The sequence below is a fragment of the Microbacterium sp. SYP-A9085 genome, assembly GCF_009649635.1.
In the GTDB taxonomy this organism is placed as follows: domain Bacteria; phylum Actinomycetota; class Actinomycetes; order Actinomycetales; family Microbacteriaceae; genus Microbacterium.
In genome coordinates this window covers 226,577-245,289 of sequence record NZ_WJII01000002.1, presented here as the reverse complement: position 1 = coordinate 245,289, position 18,713 = coordinate 226,577, and the positions used below count along the sequence as shown (strand labels likewise).

The 18,713-nt window shown below is 72.9% G+C and carries 14 protein-coding genes; 8 read left to right on the top strand and 6 right to left on the bottom strand.

The genetic code is table 11. The features are described 5' to 3' along the window. Positions 1-3 precede the first annotated feature (3 nt). The gene (gene aroA / locus GH740_RS05965) at positions 4-1,362 is read right to left on the bottom strand and encodes a 3-phosphoshikimate 1-carboxyvinyltransferase (RefSeq protein ID WP_153745178.1); all 1,359 of its coding nucleotides are present in this window, start codon (positions 1,360-1,362) and stop codon (positions 4-6) included. A 129-nt stretch (positions 1,363-1,491) separates the two neighbouring features. Between aroA and GH740_RS05960 the strand changes: the two genes are divergently transcribed. Together GH740_RS05960 and GH740_RS05955 are read left to right on the top strand one after the other, a co-directional pair. Then, positions 1,492-2,079, top strand: coding sequence for a sigma-70 family RNA polymerase sigma factor (locus GH740_RS05960; protein ID WP_153745177.1), 588 nt, complete (start codon positions 1,492-1,494; stop codon positions 2,077-2,079). Further along, positions 2,076-2,318 carry a zf-HC2 domain-containing protein gene (locus tag GH740_RS05955; protein ID WP_153745176.1) on the top strand — a complete coding sequence of 81 codons (243 nt, stop codon included), beginning with the start codon at positions 2,076-2,078 and terminating at the stop codon, positions 2,316-2,318. The genes GH740_RS05960 and GH740_RS05955 overlap by 4 nt, the downstream gene beginning before the upstream one ends. A gap of 12 nt (positions 2,319-2,330) precedes the next feature. Here the strand turns inward: GH740_RS05955 and GH740_RS05950 are convergent, their stop codons facing one another. Together GH740_RS05950 and GH740_RS05945 are read right to left on the bottom strand one after the other, a co-directional pair. Then, positions 2,331-3,233, bottom strand: coding sequence for a diacylglycerol kinase (locus tag GH740_RS05950; protein WP_153745175.1), 903 nt, complete (start codon positions 3,231-3,233; stop codon positions 2,331-2,333). Beyond that, the gene (locus GH740_RS05945; protein WP_153745174.1) at positions 3,230-4,834 is read right to left on the bottom strand and encodes an FAD-binding oxidoreductase; all 1,605 of its coding nucleotides are present in this window, start codon (positions 4,832-4,834) and stop codon (positions 3,230-3,232) included. The genes GH740_RS05950 and GH740_RS05945 overlap by 4 nt, the downstream gene beginning before the upstream one ends. Positions 4,835-4,868: 34 nt before the next feature. Between GH740_RS05945 and GH740_RS05940 the strand changes: the two genes are divergently transcribed. The 3 genes from GH740_RS05940 to GH740_RS05930 are packed head-to-tail and all read left to right on the top strand — an operon-like array spanning position 4,869 to position 8,367. After that, positions 4,869-5,441 (top strand): TetR/AcrR family transcriptional regulator, encoded by a 573-nt coding sequence (locus GH740_RS05940; RefSeq protein ID WP_153745173.1) that lies wholly within the window; start codon positions 4,869-4,871, stop codon positions 5,439-5,441. Further along, a complete protein-coding gene (locus GH740_RS05935; RefSeq protein WP_367640844.1) occupies positions 5,438-6,985 on the top strand; it encodes a glycerol-3-phosphate dehydrogenase/oxidase in 1,548 nt (515 codons plus the stop codon). Before GH740_RS05940 ends, GH740_RS05935 begins: the two co-directional genes overlap by 4 nt. A 41-nt stretch (positions 6,986-7,026) precedes the next feature. Further along, positions 7,027-8,367: an APC family permease gene (locus tag GH740_RS05930; RefSeq protein ID WP_367640842.1), complete on the top strand. Its 1,341-nt coding sequence runs from the start codon at positions 7,027-7,029 to the stop codon at positions 8,365-8,367. On the opposite strand, the gene GH740_RS05925 is transcribed toward GH740_RS05930, so the two are convergent. Beyond that, positions 8,308-12,003: a multifunctional oxoglutarate decarboxylase/oxoglutarate dehydrogenase thiamine pyrophosphate-binding subunit/dihydrolipoyllysine-residue succinyltransferase subunit gene (locus tag GH740_RS05925; RefSeq protein WP_367640840.1), complete on the bottom strand. Its 3,696-nt coding sequence runs from the start codon at positions 12,001-12,003 to the stop codon at positions 8,308-8,310. The genes GH740_RS05930 and GH740_RS05925 overlap by 60 nt on opposite strands. Before the next feature lie 175 nt (positions 12,004-12,178). Here GH740_RS05925 and GH740_RS05920 point away from each other — a divergent pair, with 175 nt between their 5' ends. After that, the gene (locus GH740_RS05920) at positions 12,179-13,636 is read left to right on the top strand and encodes a GuaB1 family IMP dehydrogenase-related protein (RefSeq protein WP_153745170.1); all 1,458 of its coding nucleotides are present in this window, start codon (positions 12,179-12,181) and stop codon (positions 13,634-13,636) included. Positions 13,637-13,742: 106 nt separating this feature from the next. Here the strand turns inward: GH740_RS05920 and GH740_RS14040 are convergent, their stop codons facing one another. Further along, the gene (locus GH740_RS14040; protein WP_253941270.1) at positions 13,743-14,702 is read right to left on the bottom strand and encodes a hypothetical protein; all 960 of its coding nucleotides are present in this window, start codon (positions 14,700-14,702) and stop codon (positions 13,743-13,745) included. Between the two features lie 541 nt (positions 14,703-15,243). Here GH740_RS14040 and GH740_RS05910 point away from each other — a divergent pair. Beyond that, positions 15,244-16,560: a hemolysin family protein gene (locus tag GH740_RS05910; RefSeq protein WP_367641050.1), complete on the top strand. Its 1,317-nt coding sequence runs from the start codon at positions 15,244-15,246 to the stop codon at positions 16,558-16,560. Further along, a complete protein-coding gene (locus GH740_RS05905) occupies positions 16,557-17,627 on the top strand; it encodes a hemolysin family protein (RefSeq protein WP_153745169.1) in 1,071 nt (356 codons plus the stop codon). Before GH740_RS05910 ends, GH740_RS05905 begins: the two co-directional genes overlap by 4 nt. Before the next feature lie 6 nt (positions 17,628-17,633). Here GH740_RS05905 and GH740_RS05900 read toward each other — a convergent pair whose 3' ends face one another. Continuing rightward, entirely contained in the window at positions 17,634-18,704 is a 1,071-nt protein-coding gene (locus tag GH740_RS05900; RefSeq protein WP_153745168.1) for an NADH:flavin oxidoreductase/NADH oxidase, read from the bottom strand. Between the last annotated feature and the right edge of the window lie 9 nt (positions 18,705-18,713).

Below are 18,713 nucleotides of genomic sequence, written 5' to 3'. Positions count from 1 at the left end.
GCGCTAGGCCGCGGCGTTCCCCGACTGGTCGCCGAGCATCCGCGCCCACAGTTGCGGGAAGTCCGGCATGGTCTTCGCGGTGGTGGAGATGTCGTCGACCTCGATGCCCGGCACGGCCAGGCCCAGGAGGGCCCCGGTGGTCGCCATCCGGTGGTCGTGGTGCGCCTTCCACACGCCGCCGTGCAGCGGCCGGGGGACGATGCGGATGCCGTCCTCCATCTCCTCCGCCTCGCCGCCCAGGGCGCGCAGGTTCGACACCAGCGCCGCGAGGCGGTCCGTCTCGTGCCGCCGGATGTGCCCGATCCCGTGCAGCGTCGTGGGCGCGTCGGCGAGGGCCGCCAGGCCCACGATGGTGGGGGCGAGCTCGCCGGCCGCCGACATGTCAAGATCCACCCCGACGATGCCGTCGCCGGCGCTCAGGTGCAGGGCCCCCCCGCGGCGGTGTGCGCGGGCGCCCATCAGCGGCAGGATGTCGGCCAGCAGCGCACCGGGCTGCGTGGACCGGGCGGGCCAGCCGGTGACCGAGACACGGCCGCCCGCCACCATCGCCGCCGCGAGGAACGGCGCCGCATTGGACAGGTCCGGCTCCACGTGCACGTCCTTGCCGCGGATGGCGCCGGCCGGGACGACCCACTCGGTCGCGCTCGGCCGCTCCACGGCGACGCCGCGTCGGGCCAGCGCCTCGATCGTCATGTCGATGTGCGGCATGCTCGGCAGCCGCGGGCCGTCGTGGATGAGGTGCAGTCCCACGTCGAAGCGCGTGGCCGCCAGCAGCAGCCCGGACACGAACTGGCTGGACGCGCTCGCGTCGATGGTGACCTCGCCGCCGCGCACCTGCCCGCGTCCGCGGACAGTGAACGGGAGCGCCCAGCGGCCGCCGTCGTCGATGTCGACGCCGACCTCGCGCAGCGCGCGGATCATCGCGGCCATCGGCCGGTGCAGGGCGCTGGGATGCGCGGTGAGCGTGACATCCCCGTCCACCAGCCCCGCCAGCGGCGCCACGAACCGCATCACGGTACCGGCCTGCCCACAGTCGATCTCCGGGACGGCGCGGAACGGCGCGATGGGGGTGACCACGAGGTCGTCGCCGAACTCCCCGTCGCCGGGCTCGGCCGCGATCTGGACGCCCAGCGAGGCCAGCGCCTCGATCATCCGCGCGGAGTCGTCGGAGTGCAGCGGCGAGCGCAGCCGGCTCGGCCCGTCCGCCAGCGACGCGAGCACAAGCTCCCGGTTCGTGAGGGACTTCGATCCGGGCACGCTCACCGTCGCGTTCAGCGGCCCGGAGGCCAGCGGGGCGGACCAGGCAGCCGACGCGTTCGGTGTGGATCCCTGCGGATCGGGGGAATACCGGTGGTCGGTCATCGGGTTCTACCCTAACGAACCCTCGAGAGGACCTGGATGATCGCCACCCTGGATCGTGTCGATGCGTCACGCGAGCACCTGCGCAATCCCCCTGCTGACGACAGGGGCGCGAACGTAGACTTGCCGTCGATGGACGACTCTCAAGCACCCGACGCCCGTGCGCAGTTCGAGGAGCAGGCGCTCCCGTACATGGATCAGCTGTATGCCGCCGCGATGCGGATGACCCGCAACCCGGCCGACGCGGCCGACCTCGTGCAGGAGACGTTCGTGAAGGCTTTCGCGTCGTGGCACACGTTCCGGCAGGGCACGAACCTGAAGGCATGGCTGTACCGGATCCTCACGAACACCTACATCAACACGTACCGCAAGAAGCAGCGCGAGCCCTACCAGAGCCCGATCGACGAGCTGGAGGACTGGCAGCTGGGCGGCGCGACGTCCACGACGTCCACGACGGCGCGATCGGCCGAGGCGGAGGCCATCGACCACATGCCGGCCAGCGTCGTCAAGGATGCGCTGCAGTCGATCCCCGAGGATTTCCGGCTGGCGGTGTACCTGGCCGACGTCGAGGGCTTCGCCTACCAGGAGATCGCCGACATCATGAAGACCCCCATCGGCACGGTCATGAGCCGTCTGCACCGTGGCAGGCGCATGCTTCGTGAGCTGCTCGCCGAGTACGCACAGGAGCGCGGGATCACCGCATCAGGGAGCACGAAATGACGGACTGCGGCTGCGAGAAAGCCAGGAAGGACCTCGAGGAGTACCTGCGCAACGAGGTGTGCAGGACCGCGGAGGCCGACATCCGGCAGCATCTGGAGAACTGCCCGGGATGCCGGGACGAGGCGCTGGTGTCGAAGACCCTCACCGAGGTGCTGGCGCGCTCGTGCAAGGAGGCGGCTCCGGAGGAGCTGCGCGAGCTCGTGATGGTGCGCCTGCGCGAGGTGCAGGCCACGCACTGACCGTTCGTCGGCTCACGCGCCGGTGAACACCCGCAGCGCGCCGGGCACGACATCCACCCGTACCGGCAGGGCGCCCGCCGGGTCGCCGTCGGCGTACGCGGTGGCATCCGGGGCGTCCAGGCGGATGCCGCGCACCCGGTGCATCGACACCTGCGGGTGCCCGGTGTGCGCGCCCTGGTACACCGCCGGCAGCAGGCGCAGCAGGCGCAGCCGGCCGGCGGCGTGCACGAGCGTCACGTCGAGCAGGCCGTCGGCGATGTCCGCATCCGGGCAGATCGGGATGCCCCCACCGTAGCTCGGGCCGTTGCCGACGGCGGCGAGCACCAGATCGCGCTCCACCCGCCTCGACGTGCCGTCGGCGAGCTCGAGCTCCAGCGCGAAGGGGACAGCATGCAGCGTGAGGAACTCGATCAGCAGCGCCACCGTGTAGCGGGACGGTCCGCGCGGACGGCGCATCCGGTTCGCGCGGTCGCTCACGCGGGCGTCGAACCCGGTCGCCAGGACCGTGCCGAACAGCGTCGTCGAGCCGTCGGCCCGGGTGATCCGGCCGAGGTCCACGGTGCGCGAGCGCCCGGCGATCACGGCGTCGGCGGCGGCATCCACGTCCCCCTCGCGCAGCCCCACCGCGGTGGCGAAGTCGTTGCCGGTGCCCAGCGGGATGATCCCCAGCGGGATGCCGCTGCCGCACAGCTCCTGCTGGGCGAGCGCGACGGTCCCGTCGCCGCCGGCGACGAGCACGGCGTCCACGCCCGCGTCCAGCGCGACCCGCAGCAGCGTCGTGGACTCGGCCGCCGAGCCGCCGGAGACCACCGACACCGTGACGCCGTGCGCGCGCAGCCGTTCGACGGCGCGGCCGACGGTGCGCGCCGCGGTACCCGCGCGGGCTGCGGGATTCAGCAGCAGCGCGACGTTCATCGGGCCTCGTCCAGGAGCACGCCCGGGTTCATGATGCCGTGCGGGTCGAGGGCGTCCTTGACCGCCCGCAGCACCTGCACGCCCACCGTCCCTATCTCGTCGACGAGGTGGGCGCGGTGGTCGCGGCCGACCGCGTGGTGGTGGGTGATGGTGCCGCCCGCCGCGACGATGGCACGCGACGCGGCCTGTTTCGCCGTCGTCCACTGGCCGATCGGATCCGCCGACAGCGCCGCGACCACGGTGAAGTACAGGGACGCGCCGGCCGGGTAGACGTGCGAGATGTGGCACATCACGACCGGTCGTGCCAGGGCGCCCTGCAGCGCTGCTGTCACGGCGGTCTTCAGCGCCGCGAGGTGGGTCCACGTCGTCGCGGTCTCCAGCGTGTCGGCCAGCACGCCGATGCCCAGCAGCGTGTCGCGCAGCGCGGGGGACGCGTAGCGGCCGCGCTCCCACGACCGCGCCGGGTCCTCGCCGCGCGGCTGCGCGCCGTGCGCGCGCAGGACGGCGTCGGTGCGGGCGAGGACGGATGCGGCGTCCGCGGCGGTCTCGCCCTCGAACGTCGCGACCGCCAGGCACCCGCGCATCCGTGTGACGTGCCCGCCCAGCGCCGCGTTCACGCGGGTCTCGGCGGCGTCGGAGAGCCGGATCACCGTGGGGCGGACGCCGTGCTGGGTGAGGACCCGCAGTGCATCCGACCCCGCGGCGAAGTCCGCGAACGTCCACGCGCCGTATGCGGTGGCCGCGGCCCGGCGGCGGATCGTGACGGTGACCTCGGTGATCACGCCGAGCGCGCCCTCCGAGCCCAGGAGCAGCCGGCGCAGGTCGGGGCCGGCGGCGCTTCCCGGCGCCCGGCCGAGGTCGAGGTCGCCGACCGGGGTGGCCGCCCGCAGCCGGTGGACGAGGTCGTCGAACCGGCCGTAGCCGCGCGACGCCTGCCCCGCCGAGCGGGTCGCGGCGAACCCGCCGAGCGTCGCATACGCGAAGCTCTGCGGGAAATGGCCGAGGGTGTACCCGCGCGCGCCGAGCAGCTCCTCGGCCTGCGGGCCGGTGGTGCCGGCGCCGAACGTCGCCAGCAGCGACGTCCCGTCCAGGGCCAGCAGCGCGGCCGTGCGCGACAGGTCGAGGGTGATCACGGGGCGGACCTCGTCGCCGGGATCGACGCCGCCGACCACGCTCGTGCCGCCGCCGAACGGCACCACCGCGATCCGTCGCTCGTCGCACACGCGCAGCACTGCCGCGACCTGCGCGTGGCCGGACGGGCGCACGACGGCATCCGGCGCCGCCGCATCGGCGTGCAGCCGGCGGCGCAGCAGGTCGACGGTGCTCTTGCCGCCCAGGTGCGCGCGGCGCGCCTCGTCGTCGGTCGTGGTCGGGGCCGCCGCGGTCAGCGCCGCGAGGTCGTCGGCGCTCAGGCGCGACGCGGGCAGCGGGCCCGGGGCGGTCCGCGGCACCGGATGCGACACCCCGCGCAACAGGGCCCGGGCAATGGTGCGTGCGCCAGCGGGCAGCGCCGGCGGGTCCTCGGCCCAGCCGTCCCACGGCGGCCGCGGGGCGGGCGGCGGCACGACCGGCACCGGCGTCGTCGCCGCATCCGAAGGCATGGCGACAGTATGACACAGTACGTATATTTGTCACATGGTGGATGCGACGACGGACACTCCCGCGGGGATCCTGGATGCCGCGGCCGACGAAGTGCGCGCGCACGGCATCCGCCGGACCACCGCATCCGACATAGCCCGCCGCGCGGGGGTGTCCCGGCAGACGCTGTACCGGTACTGGCCGGACGTGCAGGCGCTGCTGGGGGCGCTCGTGACCCGCGAGCTCGCGGCCGTGATGCCGCCGCCGGCGCCCGCCGGCGCCCTCGCGGAGCTCGTGGCCACATTCGTCGAGACCGCCGACCGGATCCGCGCCATGCCGCTGCTGCAGACCCTGCGCAGCAGCGACCCCGAGCTGCTGGCCCGGTACGTGCTGGAGCGGGCGGGCACGAGCCAGCGCGGCATCCACGCGCACGTTGCGGCGCAGGTGGCGCACGGGCAGCAGGCGGGCTGGATCCGGCCGGGACCGCCCGCGCAGATCGCCGCGACGGTGCTGCTGATCGGGCAGTCCGCGGTGCTGTCGGCGCCGATCGTCGCCGACTGGCTGGACCCCGCCGCGTGGCGGGATGAGCTCGCCGTCGCGCTGACGGGATGTCTGCGGGCCGCGGCGTGAGGATCGTCGGCCGCACCCCGCATCCGACGGCGCTGAACGCCGCCCGCCGGGCCCGGGAGCTGGACGCGCTCGCCGACGGCGGCCCGGTCGACGTGCTGGTGGTCGGCGGCGGCATCACCGGGGCCGGCATAGCGCTGGACGCGGCATCCCGGGGCCTGGCGACGGTGCTCGTGGAGGCGCGCGATCTCGCGTTCGGCACGAGCCGGTTCTCCTCGAAGCTCGTGCACGGGGGCCTGCGGTACCTCGCGAGCGGGCAGGTGGCGATAGCGCACGAGAGCGCCGTGGAACGCCACCTGCTGATGACCCGGATAGCGCCGCACCTGACCCGGCCGCTGGCCCAGGTCGTTCCGCTGTTCGCGGGGGACGGCCCCGGGCGCGGCGCGTACATCGGCGTCGGGTATGCGCTCGGTGACGTGCTGCGGGTGCTCGCCGGCACGCCGCGCCGGGTGCTGCCGGATCCCGGTCGTGTGTCGGCGGCCGACGTGGTCCGGCTCGCGCCCGCGGTCCGCCGGGAGGGCCTGCGCGGCGGGGTGCGCGGCTGGGACGGGCAGCTGTTCGACGACGCGCGGCTCACGGTGGCCGTGGCGCGCACCGCCGCCGGATACGGGGCCCGGGTGCTCACGCGGGTCGAGGCGGTGGCCGCGACCGGCGACGGCGCCCGGCTGCGCGACACGCTCACCGGCGCCGAGCTGTCGGTGCGGGCCCGCGCCGTGGTGAACGCCACCGGAGTGTGGGCGGGGCGCCTCGACCCGGGGGTGCGCGTGCGCCCGAGCCGCGGCACGCACCTCGTGGTGGATGCCGCGCGGCTGGGGTTCTCGCAGGTGTCGCTGACCGCGCCGGTGCCGGGCGCGTCCGGCCAGTTCGTGTTCTCGGTTCCCGCGCCGCACGGCCGTGCCTACATCGGGCTGACCGACGTCGACGCGCCGGGGGAGCCGCCCGAGCTCGCGCACGCCGACGAGCGGGAGATCGACGAGTTGCTGGACGTGTTCGGCGCGGTGCTGGCGGTGCCGCTGACCCGTGCCGACGTGATCGGCACTTTCTCCGGGCTGCGGCCGCTGCTGGAGGGGCACGCCGACCGGCCGAGCGACCTGTCCCGGCGGCACGCCGTGCACACGGCGTCCAACGGGGTCATCTCGGTCGTCGGCGGCAAGCTGACGACGTACCGGCGGATGGCGCAGGACGGGGTGGATGCCGCGGTGCGGCACGCCGGGCTGCGCGCCGGGGAGTGCGTGACGCGGACGCTGCCCCTTGTCGGCGCATGGCCGCGCGGGCGGGCGGCCGAGGCGGCCGCGGGTGCGCCGCCCAGGCTCGTGCGCCGCTACGGGGCGGAGGCCCGGTTCGTCGCCGCGCTGGGCGACGGGCCGGCCGCCGCGCGCGGCGTGAGCGCGCAGGAGCTGGAGTGGGCGGTGCGCGTGGAGGGCGCGCTCACCACGGACGACGTGCTCGACCGGCGCACCCGGCTGGGCCTTGTCGCCGCCGACCGCGACGCGTCCTCCGCGGCCGTGGCATCCGCTTTCGCGCGCGCCGGCGTCGCACCGGCCTGACCGGTCACGGAATGTCCCCGGCCCATCGGATACTGGAGGGCGTGACCCACACGCGCACGCGCCCCGGCGGCATCGGCGTCCTGCAGGGGACGGCGCTGTACATCGCCGCGATCCTCGGCAGCGGCCTGCTCGTGCTGCCGGGACTCACCGCGCAGGCGGCCGGGCCCGCCTCGATCCTCGCGGTGGCCGCGGTGATCCTGCTGGCGGTGCCGCTGGCGGGGACGTTCGCGGCGCTGTCGGCGCGCTACCCGGACCCCAGCGGCGTCGCCGGATATGTGCGGCGGGCCATGGGGCCGACCGCGGCCCGCGCCACCGGCTACTGGTTCTGCTTCGGCGTCGCCGCGGGGTTCCCGGTGCTGGCGCTGCTCGGAGGCGGATACGTGACCGCCATCGCGGGGATCGATTCCGCCGCCGCGCCGCTGGTGGGCCTGGCGATCCTGCTGCCGCCGTTCGCCGTCAACATGCTCGGGGTCCGCACCGCGGGATGGGTGCAGTTCGTCCTCACCGGAGCGCTGACCGCCGTCGTCGTGTTCGTCGTCGCTGCCGCATTCCCCGCCGTGCAGCCGGCCCGGTTCACCCCGTTCCTGCCGCACGGCTGGGCGGGCGTGGGCACCGCCATCAGCCTTTTCGTGTGGGCATTCGCCGGGTGGGAGGTCGGCACGCACCTGTCCGGTGAGTTCCGGAACCCGCGTCGAGCCATCCCGATCGCCACGGCGATAGCCCTGGCCGTCACCGGCGGCGCCTACCTGCTGCTGCAGGTCGTGACCGTCGGCGTACTGGGTTCCGCGCCGGGCGACATCCCTCTGGTGACGCTGGCGACCGCGGTGTCCCCGGGGACCGGTCCGGTCGTGATCGGCGCCGCGGCCGGCATCATCGTCCTCGGGGTGCTCAACGCGTACCTCGCGGCGTTCGGCAAGCTCGGCGCGTCCCTCGCCGTCGCCGGCGACCTGCCGCGCATCTTCGCACCCGGCGCCGAGGCCGGGGGCGTGCCCCGACGGGCGCTCCTGCTCACGTTCGGCGTGGCCCTGACCTACTTCGCGGCGGCCGTGCTCACCGGGGGCGACCTGGAGACGTTCATCCTGATCCACACCGGCAACATGGTCTCGATCTACGCCGCCGGCATGATCGCCGCCCTGCGGATCCTGCCGCGCCGCACTCCCGGGTGGTGGATGGCGCTGGCGGCCGCCGTGCTCTCGCTGGCGCTGCTGGTGCTGAACGTGAGCCACCTCGCGCCGGCGGTGCTGCTGGCGGCCGCGGCCGTCGCGGTCACGGTATGGCGGCGCCTCCGCGGACGCGGCATCCCGTCTGACGCCCCGCCGGCGTCAGAGCGTGGTGGCCTGCTCGAGGATCGCGGCGGCCTCGGCGGCGTGCACCTTCGGTGACCCCGTCGACGGCGACGCCGACGCGGAGCGGGAGATGCAGCGCACCGGACGGCCCAGCCGCTCGGCCACCTCGAGCGCGATGAACGGCCACGCGCCCTGGTTCTCCGGCTCCTCCTGCACCCACACCAGCTCGGCGTTCGGGTACCGGCCCAGCACCGCGTTCAGCTCGTCGATCGGCGCCGGGTAGTACTGCTCCAGCCGCACCAGTGCTATCTGGGGCTTCGGGTTCTTGTCCAACTCGGCGCTCAGGTCCCAGTGGATCTTGCCGGCGTGCAGGAGCACCCGCGTGACGGCCGACGCGTCGCCGCCGCGGCCGTCGTCGATCACCGGCTCGAACCGGCCAGACAGGAAGTCCTCGACCGGGCTGGCCGCGCCGCGCAGCCGCAGCATCGCCTTCGGGCTGAACACGATCAGCGGTCGGCGCGGGCGCGCGTACGCGTGCCGGCGCAGCAGGTGGAAGTACGACGCGGGGGTCGACGGGCGCGCAACGGTCATGTTGTCCTGAGCGCACAGCTGCAGGTACCGCTCGATCCGCGCGGACGAGTGGTCCGGGCCCTGTCCCTCGTAGCCGTGCGGCAGCAGCAGGACGACGCTGGACTGCTGGCCCCACTTCTGCTCGGCCGACGAGATGAACTCGTCGATCACGGACTGCGCGCCGTTCGCGAAGTCGCCGAATTGCGCCTCCCACAGCACGAGCGCGTCCGGGCGCTCCACGGAGTAGCCGTACTCGTACGCCATCGCCGCGTATTCGCTCAGCAGCGAGTTGTACACCCAGAAGCGGCCCTGGTTCGCGGACAGGTTCGTCAGCGGGATCCACTCCTGGCCGTTCTCGCGGTCGTGCAGCACGGAGTGGCGCTGCACGAACGTGCCGCGCTGGGAGTCCTGCCCGGCCAGCCGCACCGCGGTGCCCTCCAGCAGCAGTGAGCCGAACGCGAGCAGCTCGCCGAAGCCCCAGTCGATGTCGCCCGAGCGGCTCATCTCCTGCCGCTTGTGCAGCAGCTTGTCGAGCTTGGGGTGCACCGTGAAGCCCTCGGGCTTGTTCACGAAAGCGTCGCCGATCGATTCGATGATCTCCCGCGAGACGCCGGTGGTGTCCGGCTCGCCGACGTACGCCATCTGGCCGGACGGCGTCGCGATCACCGGCGACGTGCCGGTCTCGGCCGCGTGCGTCTCCGCGAAAGCAATCTCCAGGCGGTCCTGGAAGTCCTTCTTCGCCGTCTCGTACTCGTCCTGGGTGATGTCGCCGCGTCCCACCAGGGACTCGGTGTACAGGCGCCGCACGGAGCGCTTGGCCTCGATGAGGTTCGTCATCAGCGGCTGCGTCATCGACGGGTCGTCGCCCTCGTTGTGACCGCGGCGGCGGTAGCAGACCAGGTCGATGACGATGTCGCGGTGGAACTCCTGGCGGTAGCGGAACGCCACCTCCGCGACGTGCACCACGGCCTCCGGGTCGTCGCCGTTCACGTGCAGGATCGGCGCCTGCACGGTCTTGGCGACGTCCGTCGCATACACCGACGTGAAGCCGTCGTTGGGCAGCGTCGTGAAGCCGACCTGGTTGTTCACGACGATGTGGATGGTGCCGCCGGTGCGGTAGCCGCGCAGCTGCGACATCTGCAGCGTCTCCACGACCACGCCCTGCCCCGCGAACGCCGCATCCCCGTGCACGAGGATCGGCAGGTAGGTGAACGAGCCGATCGGCTTGCGGTCCTGCTTGGCGCGCACGATGCCCTCGAGGACCCCGTCCACGGTCTCCAGGTGCGATGGGTTGGCCGCCAGGTGGATCGGCAGCTGCTCGCCGCCGTCGGCGACGAACATGCCGTCCATGCCGAGGTGGTACTTCACGTCGCCCGAGCCGCTCTTGTTGCCGACGGCGACCGAGCCCTCGAACTCGCGGAACACCTGGCCGTAGGTCTTGCCGGCGATGTTGCTGAGCACGTTCAGGCGGCCGCGGTGCGCCATCCCGATCGCCGCGCCGTCCATCCCGGTGGTGGCCGCTCCCTGCAGGATCTGATCCAGCATCGGGATCAGCGACTCGCCGCCTTCGAGGCTGAACCGCTTCTGGCCGACGTACTTCGTCTGCAGGAACGTCTCGAACGCCTCGGCCTGATTGAGCTTGCCGAGGATCCGCAGCTGCTCGTTGTGGCCGGGCTTCTGGTACTTGACCTCCATGTTGTCCTGGAACCATTTGCGCTGGACCGGGTCCTGGATGTGCATGTACTCGATGCCGATCGTGCGGCAGTACGAGTCGCGCAGCACGCCGAGGATGTCACGCAGCTTCATCTGCCGCTTCCCGCCGAATCCGCCGGTGACGAACTCGCGGTCCAAGTCCCAGAACGTGAGCCCGTGGGTCTCGATCTCCAGGTCCGGGTGCGTGCGCTGCACGTACTGCAGCGGGTCGGTGTCGGCCATCAGGTGCCCGCGGACGCGGAACGAGTTGATCAGCTCCTGCACGCGGGCGGCCTTGTCGACGCGCTCGGCAAGGTCCACCTTGATGTCCTGCGCCCAGCGGATCGGCGCGTACGGGATGCGCAGCGCCGCGAAGATCGAGTCGTAGAAGCCGCGCTCGCCGGCCAGCTGCTCGTGCACCTTCTTCAGGAACTCGCCGGAGCCCGCGCCCTGGATGACGCGGTGGTCGTACGTGCTGGTCAGCGTGATCGTCTTGCCGATGCCGAGCTCCGCGAGCGTCTTCTCGCTCGAGCCCTGGAACTCGGCCGGGTACTCCAGGGCGCCCGCGCCGATGATGCACCCCTGGCCCTTCATCAGGCGGGGCACCGAGTGCACGGTGCCGATGCCGCCGGGGTTCGTCAGCGAGATCGTGGTGCCGGCGAAGTCGGTCGCGGTGAGCTTGTTCGCCCGGGCCCGCTTGACGAGGTCCTCGTAGGAGACGAGGAACTCGCTGAACGTGAGCGTGTCGGCACGCTTGATGGACGGCACCAGGAGAGCGCGCGTGCCGTCGGGCTTGGGCAGGTCGATGGCGATGCCGAGGTTGACGTGCGCGGGCGCGACCACCGACGGCTTGCCGTCGACCTCGGCATAGGACACGTTCTGGCTCGGGAACTCCTTGAGCGTCTGCACGAGCGCCCAGCCGATCAGGTGCGTGAAGCTCACCTTGCCGCCGCGGGTACGCGCCATGTGGTTGTTGATCACGATCCGGTTGTCGATCATGAGCTTCGCGGGGATAGTGCGGACACTGGTGGCGGTGGGCACAGTCAAGGACTGGTCCATGTTGGCGGCCAGCGTCTTGGTCATCCCCCGCAGCGGGGTCACGACATCCTCGTCGGTCTCCGGCTCGGCCTCGCCGTTCGTCGGCTTCACCTTCGGCGCCTGCGCCGGCACCGGCTGCGGGGCCGCGGGCTTGGCGGTGGTGCGCGCGACCGGCTTGTCGCCGATCACCGGGACCGGTGCTGTCACCGGGTGGGCGTCGGCGGCCGCAGCGGGCGGCGCGGTGGTCGCCGGGGCGCCGGGCGTCCCGGCGGCGGTGTCGACGGGGTGGTAGGCCTCCAGAATGGGCCACCACGACTTGTCGACGGAGTTGCGGTCCTTCTTGAACTGCTCGTAGAGCTCGTCCACGAGCCATTCGTTGGCCCCGAACTCCCCTTCGCTCGAAGCCCCGACGCCTGTCATCTGGCTCGACACGTCGCTCGCCTGCTTTCCTCGCTGGATCCGGGATGTACGAGGCCCCTCTTAGCCCTTGCGCACGTGTGCCAAGCCTAGTCCAGCCATCCGGGGGAGTGCTGTATGGGCCGCGCGGGGCGGCGGGCACGATTCCGCATCATTTTCCGTGCCGGAAGGAATCACTACCCTTGACGACATGGAGTTCTACGGCGAGCAGCCTGCGGTGGATCTGACGTACTCGGATGTGTTCCTGGTGCCGCGGCGCTCGCCGGTCACGAGCCGGCTGGACGTGGATCTGTCGCCGCGCGACGGCACCGCCGCGACCATCCCGGTGGTGTCCGCGAACATGAACTCGGTCACCGGCGCGCGGCTGGCGGCGACCCTCGCGCGGCGGGGCGGACTGGGCGTTCTGCCGCAGGACATGCCGCTGCAGGAACTGGACGCGGCGATCCGCTGGGTCAAGGCGCAGCCGGTGCCGTGGGACACTCCGCTGGTGCTGCCCTCGCACGCCACCGTCGCCGACGCGGCAAGGATCCTCCCGGCGCTGGACGGGTACGGGATCGTCGTGGCCGACGCGCCCGTCGAGGGGATGTCGATCGACGACGTGCGCGGCGTGGTCCCCGCGGGGCGACTGGGCAGCGCGCTGCCGGACGCGCGGCTGGGCGACCTCATCCATGCGCGGCCCACGGCGATCGACGCGGAGGACGTGACGGATGCCCGGCAGGCGTTCGACCTGATCGTGGATGCCGCGGTGGAGACGGTGTGCGTGCTCAGCCACGGCGCGCTGGTTGGCACGCTGTCGCGGCGCAGCGCGCTGCGCGGCACGCTGTACCGGCCCGCCGTGGACGCCGACGGGCGCCTCATCGTCGCCGCCGCCATCGGCATCAACGGCGACGTCCAGGCGAAGGCGCGGGCGCTGATGGCGGCCGGCGTGGACGTGCTGGTCGTGGACACCGCGCACGGGCACCAGGAGGGGATGCTGAGGGCCCTCGAGGCGGTCGCGCAGCTCGACGTGGGCATCCCGATCGCCGCCGGCAACGTGGTCACCGCCGAGGGCGTGCACGACCTCATCGGCGCGGGCGCGTCGATCGTGAAGGTGGGAGTGGGGCCCGGCGCGATGTGCACGACGCGGATGATGACCGCGGTCGGCCGGCCGCAGTTCTCGGCCGTGCTGGAGACCGCCCAGGCGGCGCGGATGATGGGCGCGCACGTGTGGGCGGACGGGGGCGTGCGCTATCCGCGGGACGTCGCGCTGGCCCTCGCGGCGGGCGCGGCATCCGTCATGATCGGCTCGTGGTTCGCCGGCACCGTGGAGGCTCCCGGCGAGCTGCTCGCCGACGCGGACGGGCGCGCGTACAAGGAATCGTGGGGGATGGCGTCGACGCGTGCCGTGCGCGAGCGGTTCGGGCGGCTGGAGGTGTACGAGCGGGCCCGCAAGGAGCTGTTCGCGGAGGGCATCTCGTCGTCGCGGATCTATCTCGACCCGCTGCGCCCGGGCCTGGAGGACCTGCTGGACATGATCACGTCGGGCGTGCGCTCGTCGTTCACGTACGCGGGCGCCCGCACCGTGCCCGAGTTCCACGAGCGGGCCCACGTCGGCCTGCAGTCCGCCGCGGGGTACGAAGAGGGCAAGGCGCTGCCGACCAGCTGGTAGCGCGGCGCGGCTTCACGCGACTGCGCCAGTTCGCGGCATCCGCGCCACCGATCGACGCAGCGGATGCCGGAAACTGGCGCGGTCGTGGTGTGGGCGCGGGCGCGTGTCACGGCCGGGGGAGCGGGCAGCGCAGCCCGTCGCCGGTGAGGATGTCCCAGATGCGCCGCGGATCATCCGCGTCGGTGGCCTCCCAGCGGGAGAAGCCGCGCACCTGGCGGCGGATCTCGTTCTCGCGGTTCTTCTCGTCGATGACGATGGCGGCCGGGTCGCGGTGCGCGCCGAACTCGGGGCTGAGGTACTTGCCGCGGCCGTCGATCTCGCACCAGTGATCATCCGGTGCCGGGAAGTAGATGTCGCCGAACACGACCCGGCCGCTGGGCAGGACCCGGCGCTCCTGAAGTCGCGGCATCGGGAAGCCGAGTTGCGCTATCACGACCCGGCTCTGTGACTCGCGGACATTCGCTGCCAGCGGGTTCGCGAACGAGAGGACGCGCCGGGCGCGGACCGATCCGCGTGCAGCGGCCTGACGCTCCTGCAGCCGGAGGATGTCGTCCCGCGTCGTAAGCGGCCCACGGGTCCGCGCCGTGCCGATCGCCTGGTCGACGACGGCGACGCCGTTCACGAACGGTTCGGTCCGGGCGAGGTCCAGCGCGGTCTGGGCAGGCGTGGTCACGAGGTGGTCGCCGATGGCGACGACCTCCAGCTCGTCGATAGCGCGGACGCGGCGCCGGATGAGTCCGCTGGATCGTCCGCCTCCCGCCGGCGGGCTGCTGACGTCGACGGTGTCCGGCCACCGGCCGAGGACGTCGATGCGCCACAGCGCGGCGGCCGCGAAGTGGCTGATGATCGCGGGATGCCGCAGCCGGCGCATCGTCTCCAGGACGAGGATCCGATGGCGCTCGAGGGGCGGGAGCCGCTGCCAGTCGGCGCCGCGCACGAACGCGCCGGGGGTCACCCGATGCCACTGCCCGCGGCGCAGCGCCGAGCGCAGCTTGCGGTCGTCAACGGGATCGGCGCGGCCGCGGCGTCGTTCGATCACGGCATCCAGCGTGAGATCGGGAAGCATGCGTCCACGGTGCCCGCGTCGTCCCCCGTCGTGGGGCTCGAGAGCACGTTCTGTGGAGAACACGTCGCCCCGCGCCGCCTGGGGAGGACGCGCCGCGTCACGCGACTGCGCCAGTCTTCAGCATCCGCGCCATCGATCGACGCAGCGGATGCCGCGAATTGGCGCGGTCGTGGTGTGGGGCGCGGGCGCGCCCGGCATCCGCGCCATCGATCGACGCAGTGGATGTCGCGAATTGGCGCGGTCGTGGTGAGGGGCGCAGGGCGCACGTGCTCGGCGTCACGAACTGGCGCGGTCTTGTGCGGGGCGGAGGACGCGTGCTCGGCAGGCGCCGCGTCACGCGACTGCGCCAGTCTTCAGCATCCGCGCCACCGATCGACGCAGCGGATGCCGCGAACTGGCGCGGTCGTGGTGCGCGGGCGCGGGCGGGACGGCTCGGACTGGCGCGGGAGCCCTGCCGTACACTGGATCGCACGATGGACGACCCGCCGAGTTGCAGACGCCCGCCCCACGGCCCGCCTCCCGTCCTCGGGGGTGACGCGTGATCGACTACGTCATGCTGGGCGTGGGGCTCATTCTCATCGTGGGCACCGGGCTGTTCGTCGCCAGCGAGTTCGCCCTCGTCAACCTCGACCGGGCGGACCTCGAGGCGCGGCAGGACCGCGGCGAGACCCGGCTGCGCATCAGTATCGCGGCGCTGCGACGCACCTCGACGCACCTGTCCAGCGCCCAGCTCGGCATCACGCTGACCACCCTCCTGACCGGCTTCACGATGGAGCCGGCGATCTCGAACCTGTTGCGCCCGGTGTTCTCGGCGTGGGGCGTGCCGTCGCAGGTGGCGACGCCGATCGCCGTCGTGATCGGCGTGTCGGTCGCGACGTTCCTGTCGATGATCCTCGGCGAGCTCGTCCCGAAGAACTTCGCGCTCGCGCTGCCACGGCAGACGGCGAAGCTCGTGCTGCCGTTCCAGGTCGCTTTCACGGCCGTCTTCCGCCCTGCCGTCACGGCGCTGAACGGCTCCGCCAACGGGGTCCTGCGCGCCGTCGGCATCGAGCCCAAGGAGGAGCTGTCCGGCGCCCGCACCGCAGCCGAGCTGTCGAGCCTCGTGCGCCGCTCCGCGAGCGCCGGCGTGCTCGAGCAGGACACCGCGACGCTGCTGGACCGCAGCCTCACGTTCTCCCGGCTCACGGCCGGCGACGTGATGACGCCCCGGCCGGGTGTGCACGCGGTCGGCGCCGACGATTCGGCGGAGGATGTCATCCAGTTGGCGCGCCGCACCGGCCACAGCCGCTTCCCCGTCGTGCACGAGTCGATGGACGACATCGTCGGCATCGTGCACCTGAAGGCCGCCGTCAGCGTCCCCCGCGACCGGCGCGCGGATGTCCCCGCCGCGGCGCTCGCGTCGGAGCCGCTGCGGGTGCCCGAGGCCGTGCATCTGGACGGGCTGCTCACCGAGCTGCGCTCCCGCGGCTACCAGCTGGCGATCGTCGTCGACGAGTACGGCGGCACGGCCGGGATCGTCACGCTCGAGGACCTCGTCGAGGAGATCGTCGGCGAAGTGCTCGACGAGCATGACCGGCGCCGCGCGGAGCTCGTCCGCGGCGGCGAGACCGTCACGTTTCCCGCCGACTGGCGCCCCGACGAGCTGCGCGACCGCGCCGGTGTGCGGGTCCCCGAGGGCGACGTGTACGACACCGTCGGCGGCTACATCATGAGCGTGCTCGAGCGCATCCCCGACGTCGGCGACACCGTCCGGATCGAGGACGGGATGCTCGCGGTGGCGCGGATGGACGGGCGCCGCATCGACCGGGTGACGTTCACGCCCGTGCCGCCGCCGGCCGCGGACGGCGGTGACCGATGAGCGACTGGGCGGGGATCGTCTGGCTCGTCGTGCTGCTGGCGTTCAATGCCTTCTTCGTCGGTGCCGAGTTCGCCGTGGTGTCGGCGCGGCGCTCGCAGATCGAGCCGCTCGCGGAGAAGGGCTCCCGGCGCGCGAAGACGGCCCTTTTCGCGATGGAGCACGCCACGCTCATGCTCGCCACGACGCAGCTGGGCATCACCATCTGCTCGCTGCTGATCCTGAACGTGTCCGAACCCGCCATCCACCACCTGCTGGCGGCGCCGCTGGGCCTGACCGGAGCCGGCGAGGCGGCGGTGGACGTCCTCGCGTTCCTGGTCACGCTGCTGCTGGTCTCGTACCTGCACGTGGTGTTCGGCGAGATGGTGCCGAAGAACCTCGCCTTCTCGCTGCCGGACCGCGCCGTGCTCATCCTCGCCCCGCCGCTGGTGTGGATCTCGAAGCTGTTCCACCCCGTCGTCGTGGCGCTGAACTGGCTCGCCAACCACATAGTGCGGCTCTTCGGCGTCGAGCCGAAGGATGAGGCCGCCTCGACGTTCTCGCTCGACGAGGTCGCCACGATAGTGAACCGGTCGCGCATCGAGGGGGTCCTCGAGGACACGTCGGGCACTGTCGCCGCCGTCGTCGAGTTCACGGACAAGAAGGTCGCCGACATCGCGGTGCCGCTGCACGAGCTGGTGGCCCTGGCGCGCACGACCACGCCCGCGGAGATCCAGCGCGCGGTCGCCCAGCACGGGTTCTCCCGGTACGTCATCGTCGACGAGACCGGCGACCCGGTGGGATACGTGCACCTGAAGGACGTGCTGCGCGCCACGGAGGACCCGGCCGCCCCCGTGGACCTGGACCGCCCGATCCCGGCCCGCCGCATCCACCACATGGTGCCGGTGCTGGCCACCACGGACCTCGAGGACGCGCTGGCGCTGATGCGCCGCGCGGGCCGTCACCTCGCGCAGGTACGGGATGCCGGCGGCCGCACGGTGGGCGTCCTGTTCCTCGAGGACGTCATCGAGGAGCTGATCGGAGAGGTGCAGGATGCCACGCGCCGCGGCCACCGCGCGAACGGGCGCTGAGCCGCCTCAGCGCCGCGGCCGCGCGCGCAGGTACTGCGCCGGCCAGTAGTCGATGTCGGCGCCCAGCTCCGTGCTGGCCCGCAGCGCGAAATGCGGATCCCGCAGCCACTCCCGTGCGGCGACGATGGCGTCGGCGTCGCCCCGGGCGAGGATCTCCTCGGCCTGCGCGGCGTCCGTGATCATCCCCACCGCGCTGACCGGCACGTCCGCGCCGCGGCGCACGTGCCTGGCGAAGCCGACCTGGTAGCCCGGTCCGGTCGCGATGCGCTGATGCGCGACGAGCCCGCCGCTGGAGACGTCGAAGAGGTCGGCACCGTGCGCAGCCGCCCATCCGGCCACCGTCGTGGTCTGCTCCAGGTCCCACCCGCCCTCGGCCCAGTCCGTCGCCGACAGCCGCACGAACAGCGGCGCGTCCGGCGCCTGCGCGCGCACGGCGTCGATCACGCGCAGCAGCAGCCGGGCGCGCCCGGCGAGGTCGCCGCCGTACGCGTCGGTGCGCAGGTTCGACAGCGGCGAGAGGAACTCGTGCAGCAGGTAGCCGTGCGCGGCGTGGATCTCCAGCACGTCGAAGCCGGCATCCCGCGCCCGCCGGGCGGCGGCCGCGAAGTCCGCGACGACGCGGTCGATCCCCTCGGCATCCAGCGCCACCGGCGCCGCGTACCCCTCGAACGGGACCGCGGACGGCGCCACCGTGGTCCAGCCGCCCTCGGCCGCGGGCACGGTGCCGCGCTGCGGCAGCAGCGGCGACCATGTCGACGCCTTGCGGCCGGCGTGCGCGAGCTGCATGCCGGCGACGGCGCCGCGCGCGCGGATCGCCGCGACGATCGGCGCCCACGCGTCGCGGTGGGCGTCCGTGTACAGGCCGGTGTCGACGGGGGAGATGCGGCCCTCGGGGGAGACCGCGGTGGCCTCCGCCATCACCAGGCCCGCCCCGCCGGTGGCGAACTGCGCGAGGTGCACGTGATGCCACTCCTGGGGCATCCCGTCCACGGCGCTGTACTGGCACATCGGCGAGACCCACAGCCGGTTGCGGAACGTCGTGCCGCGGACCGTCAAGGGGGAGAAGAGGATGCTCATTCGTCGTGC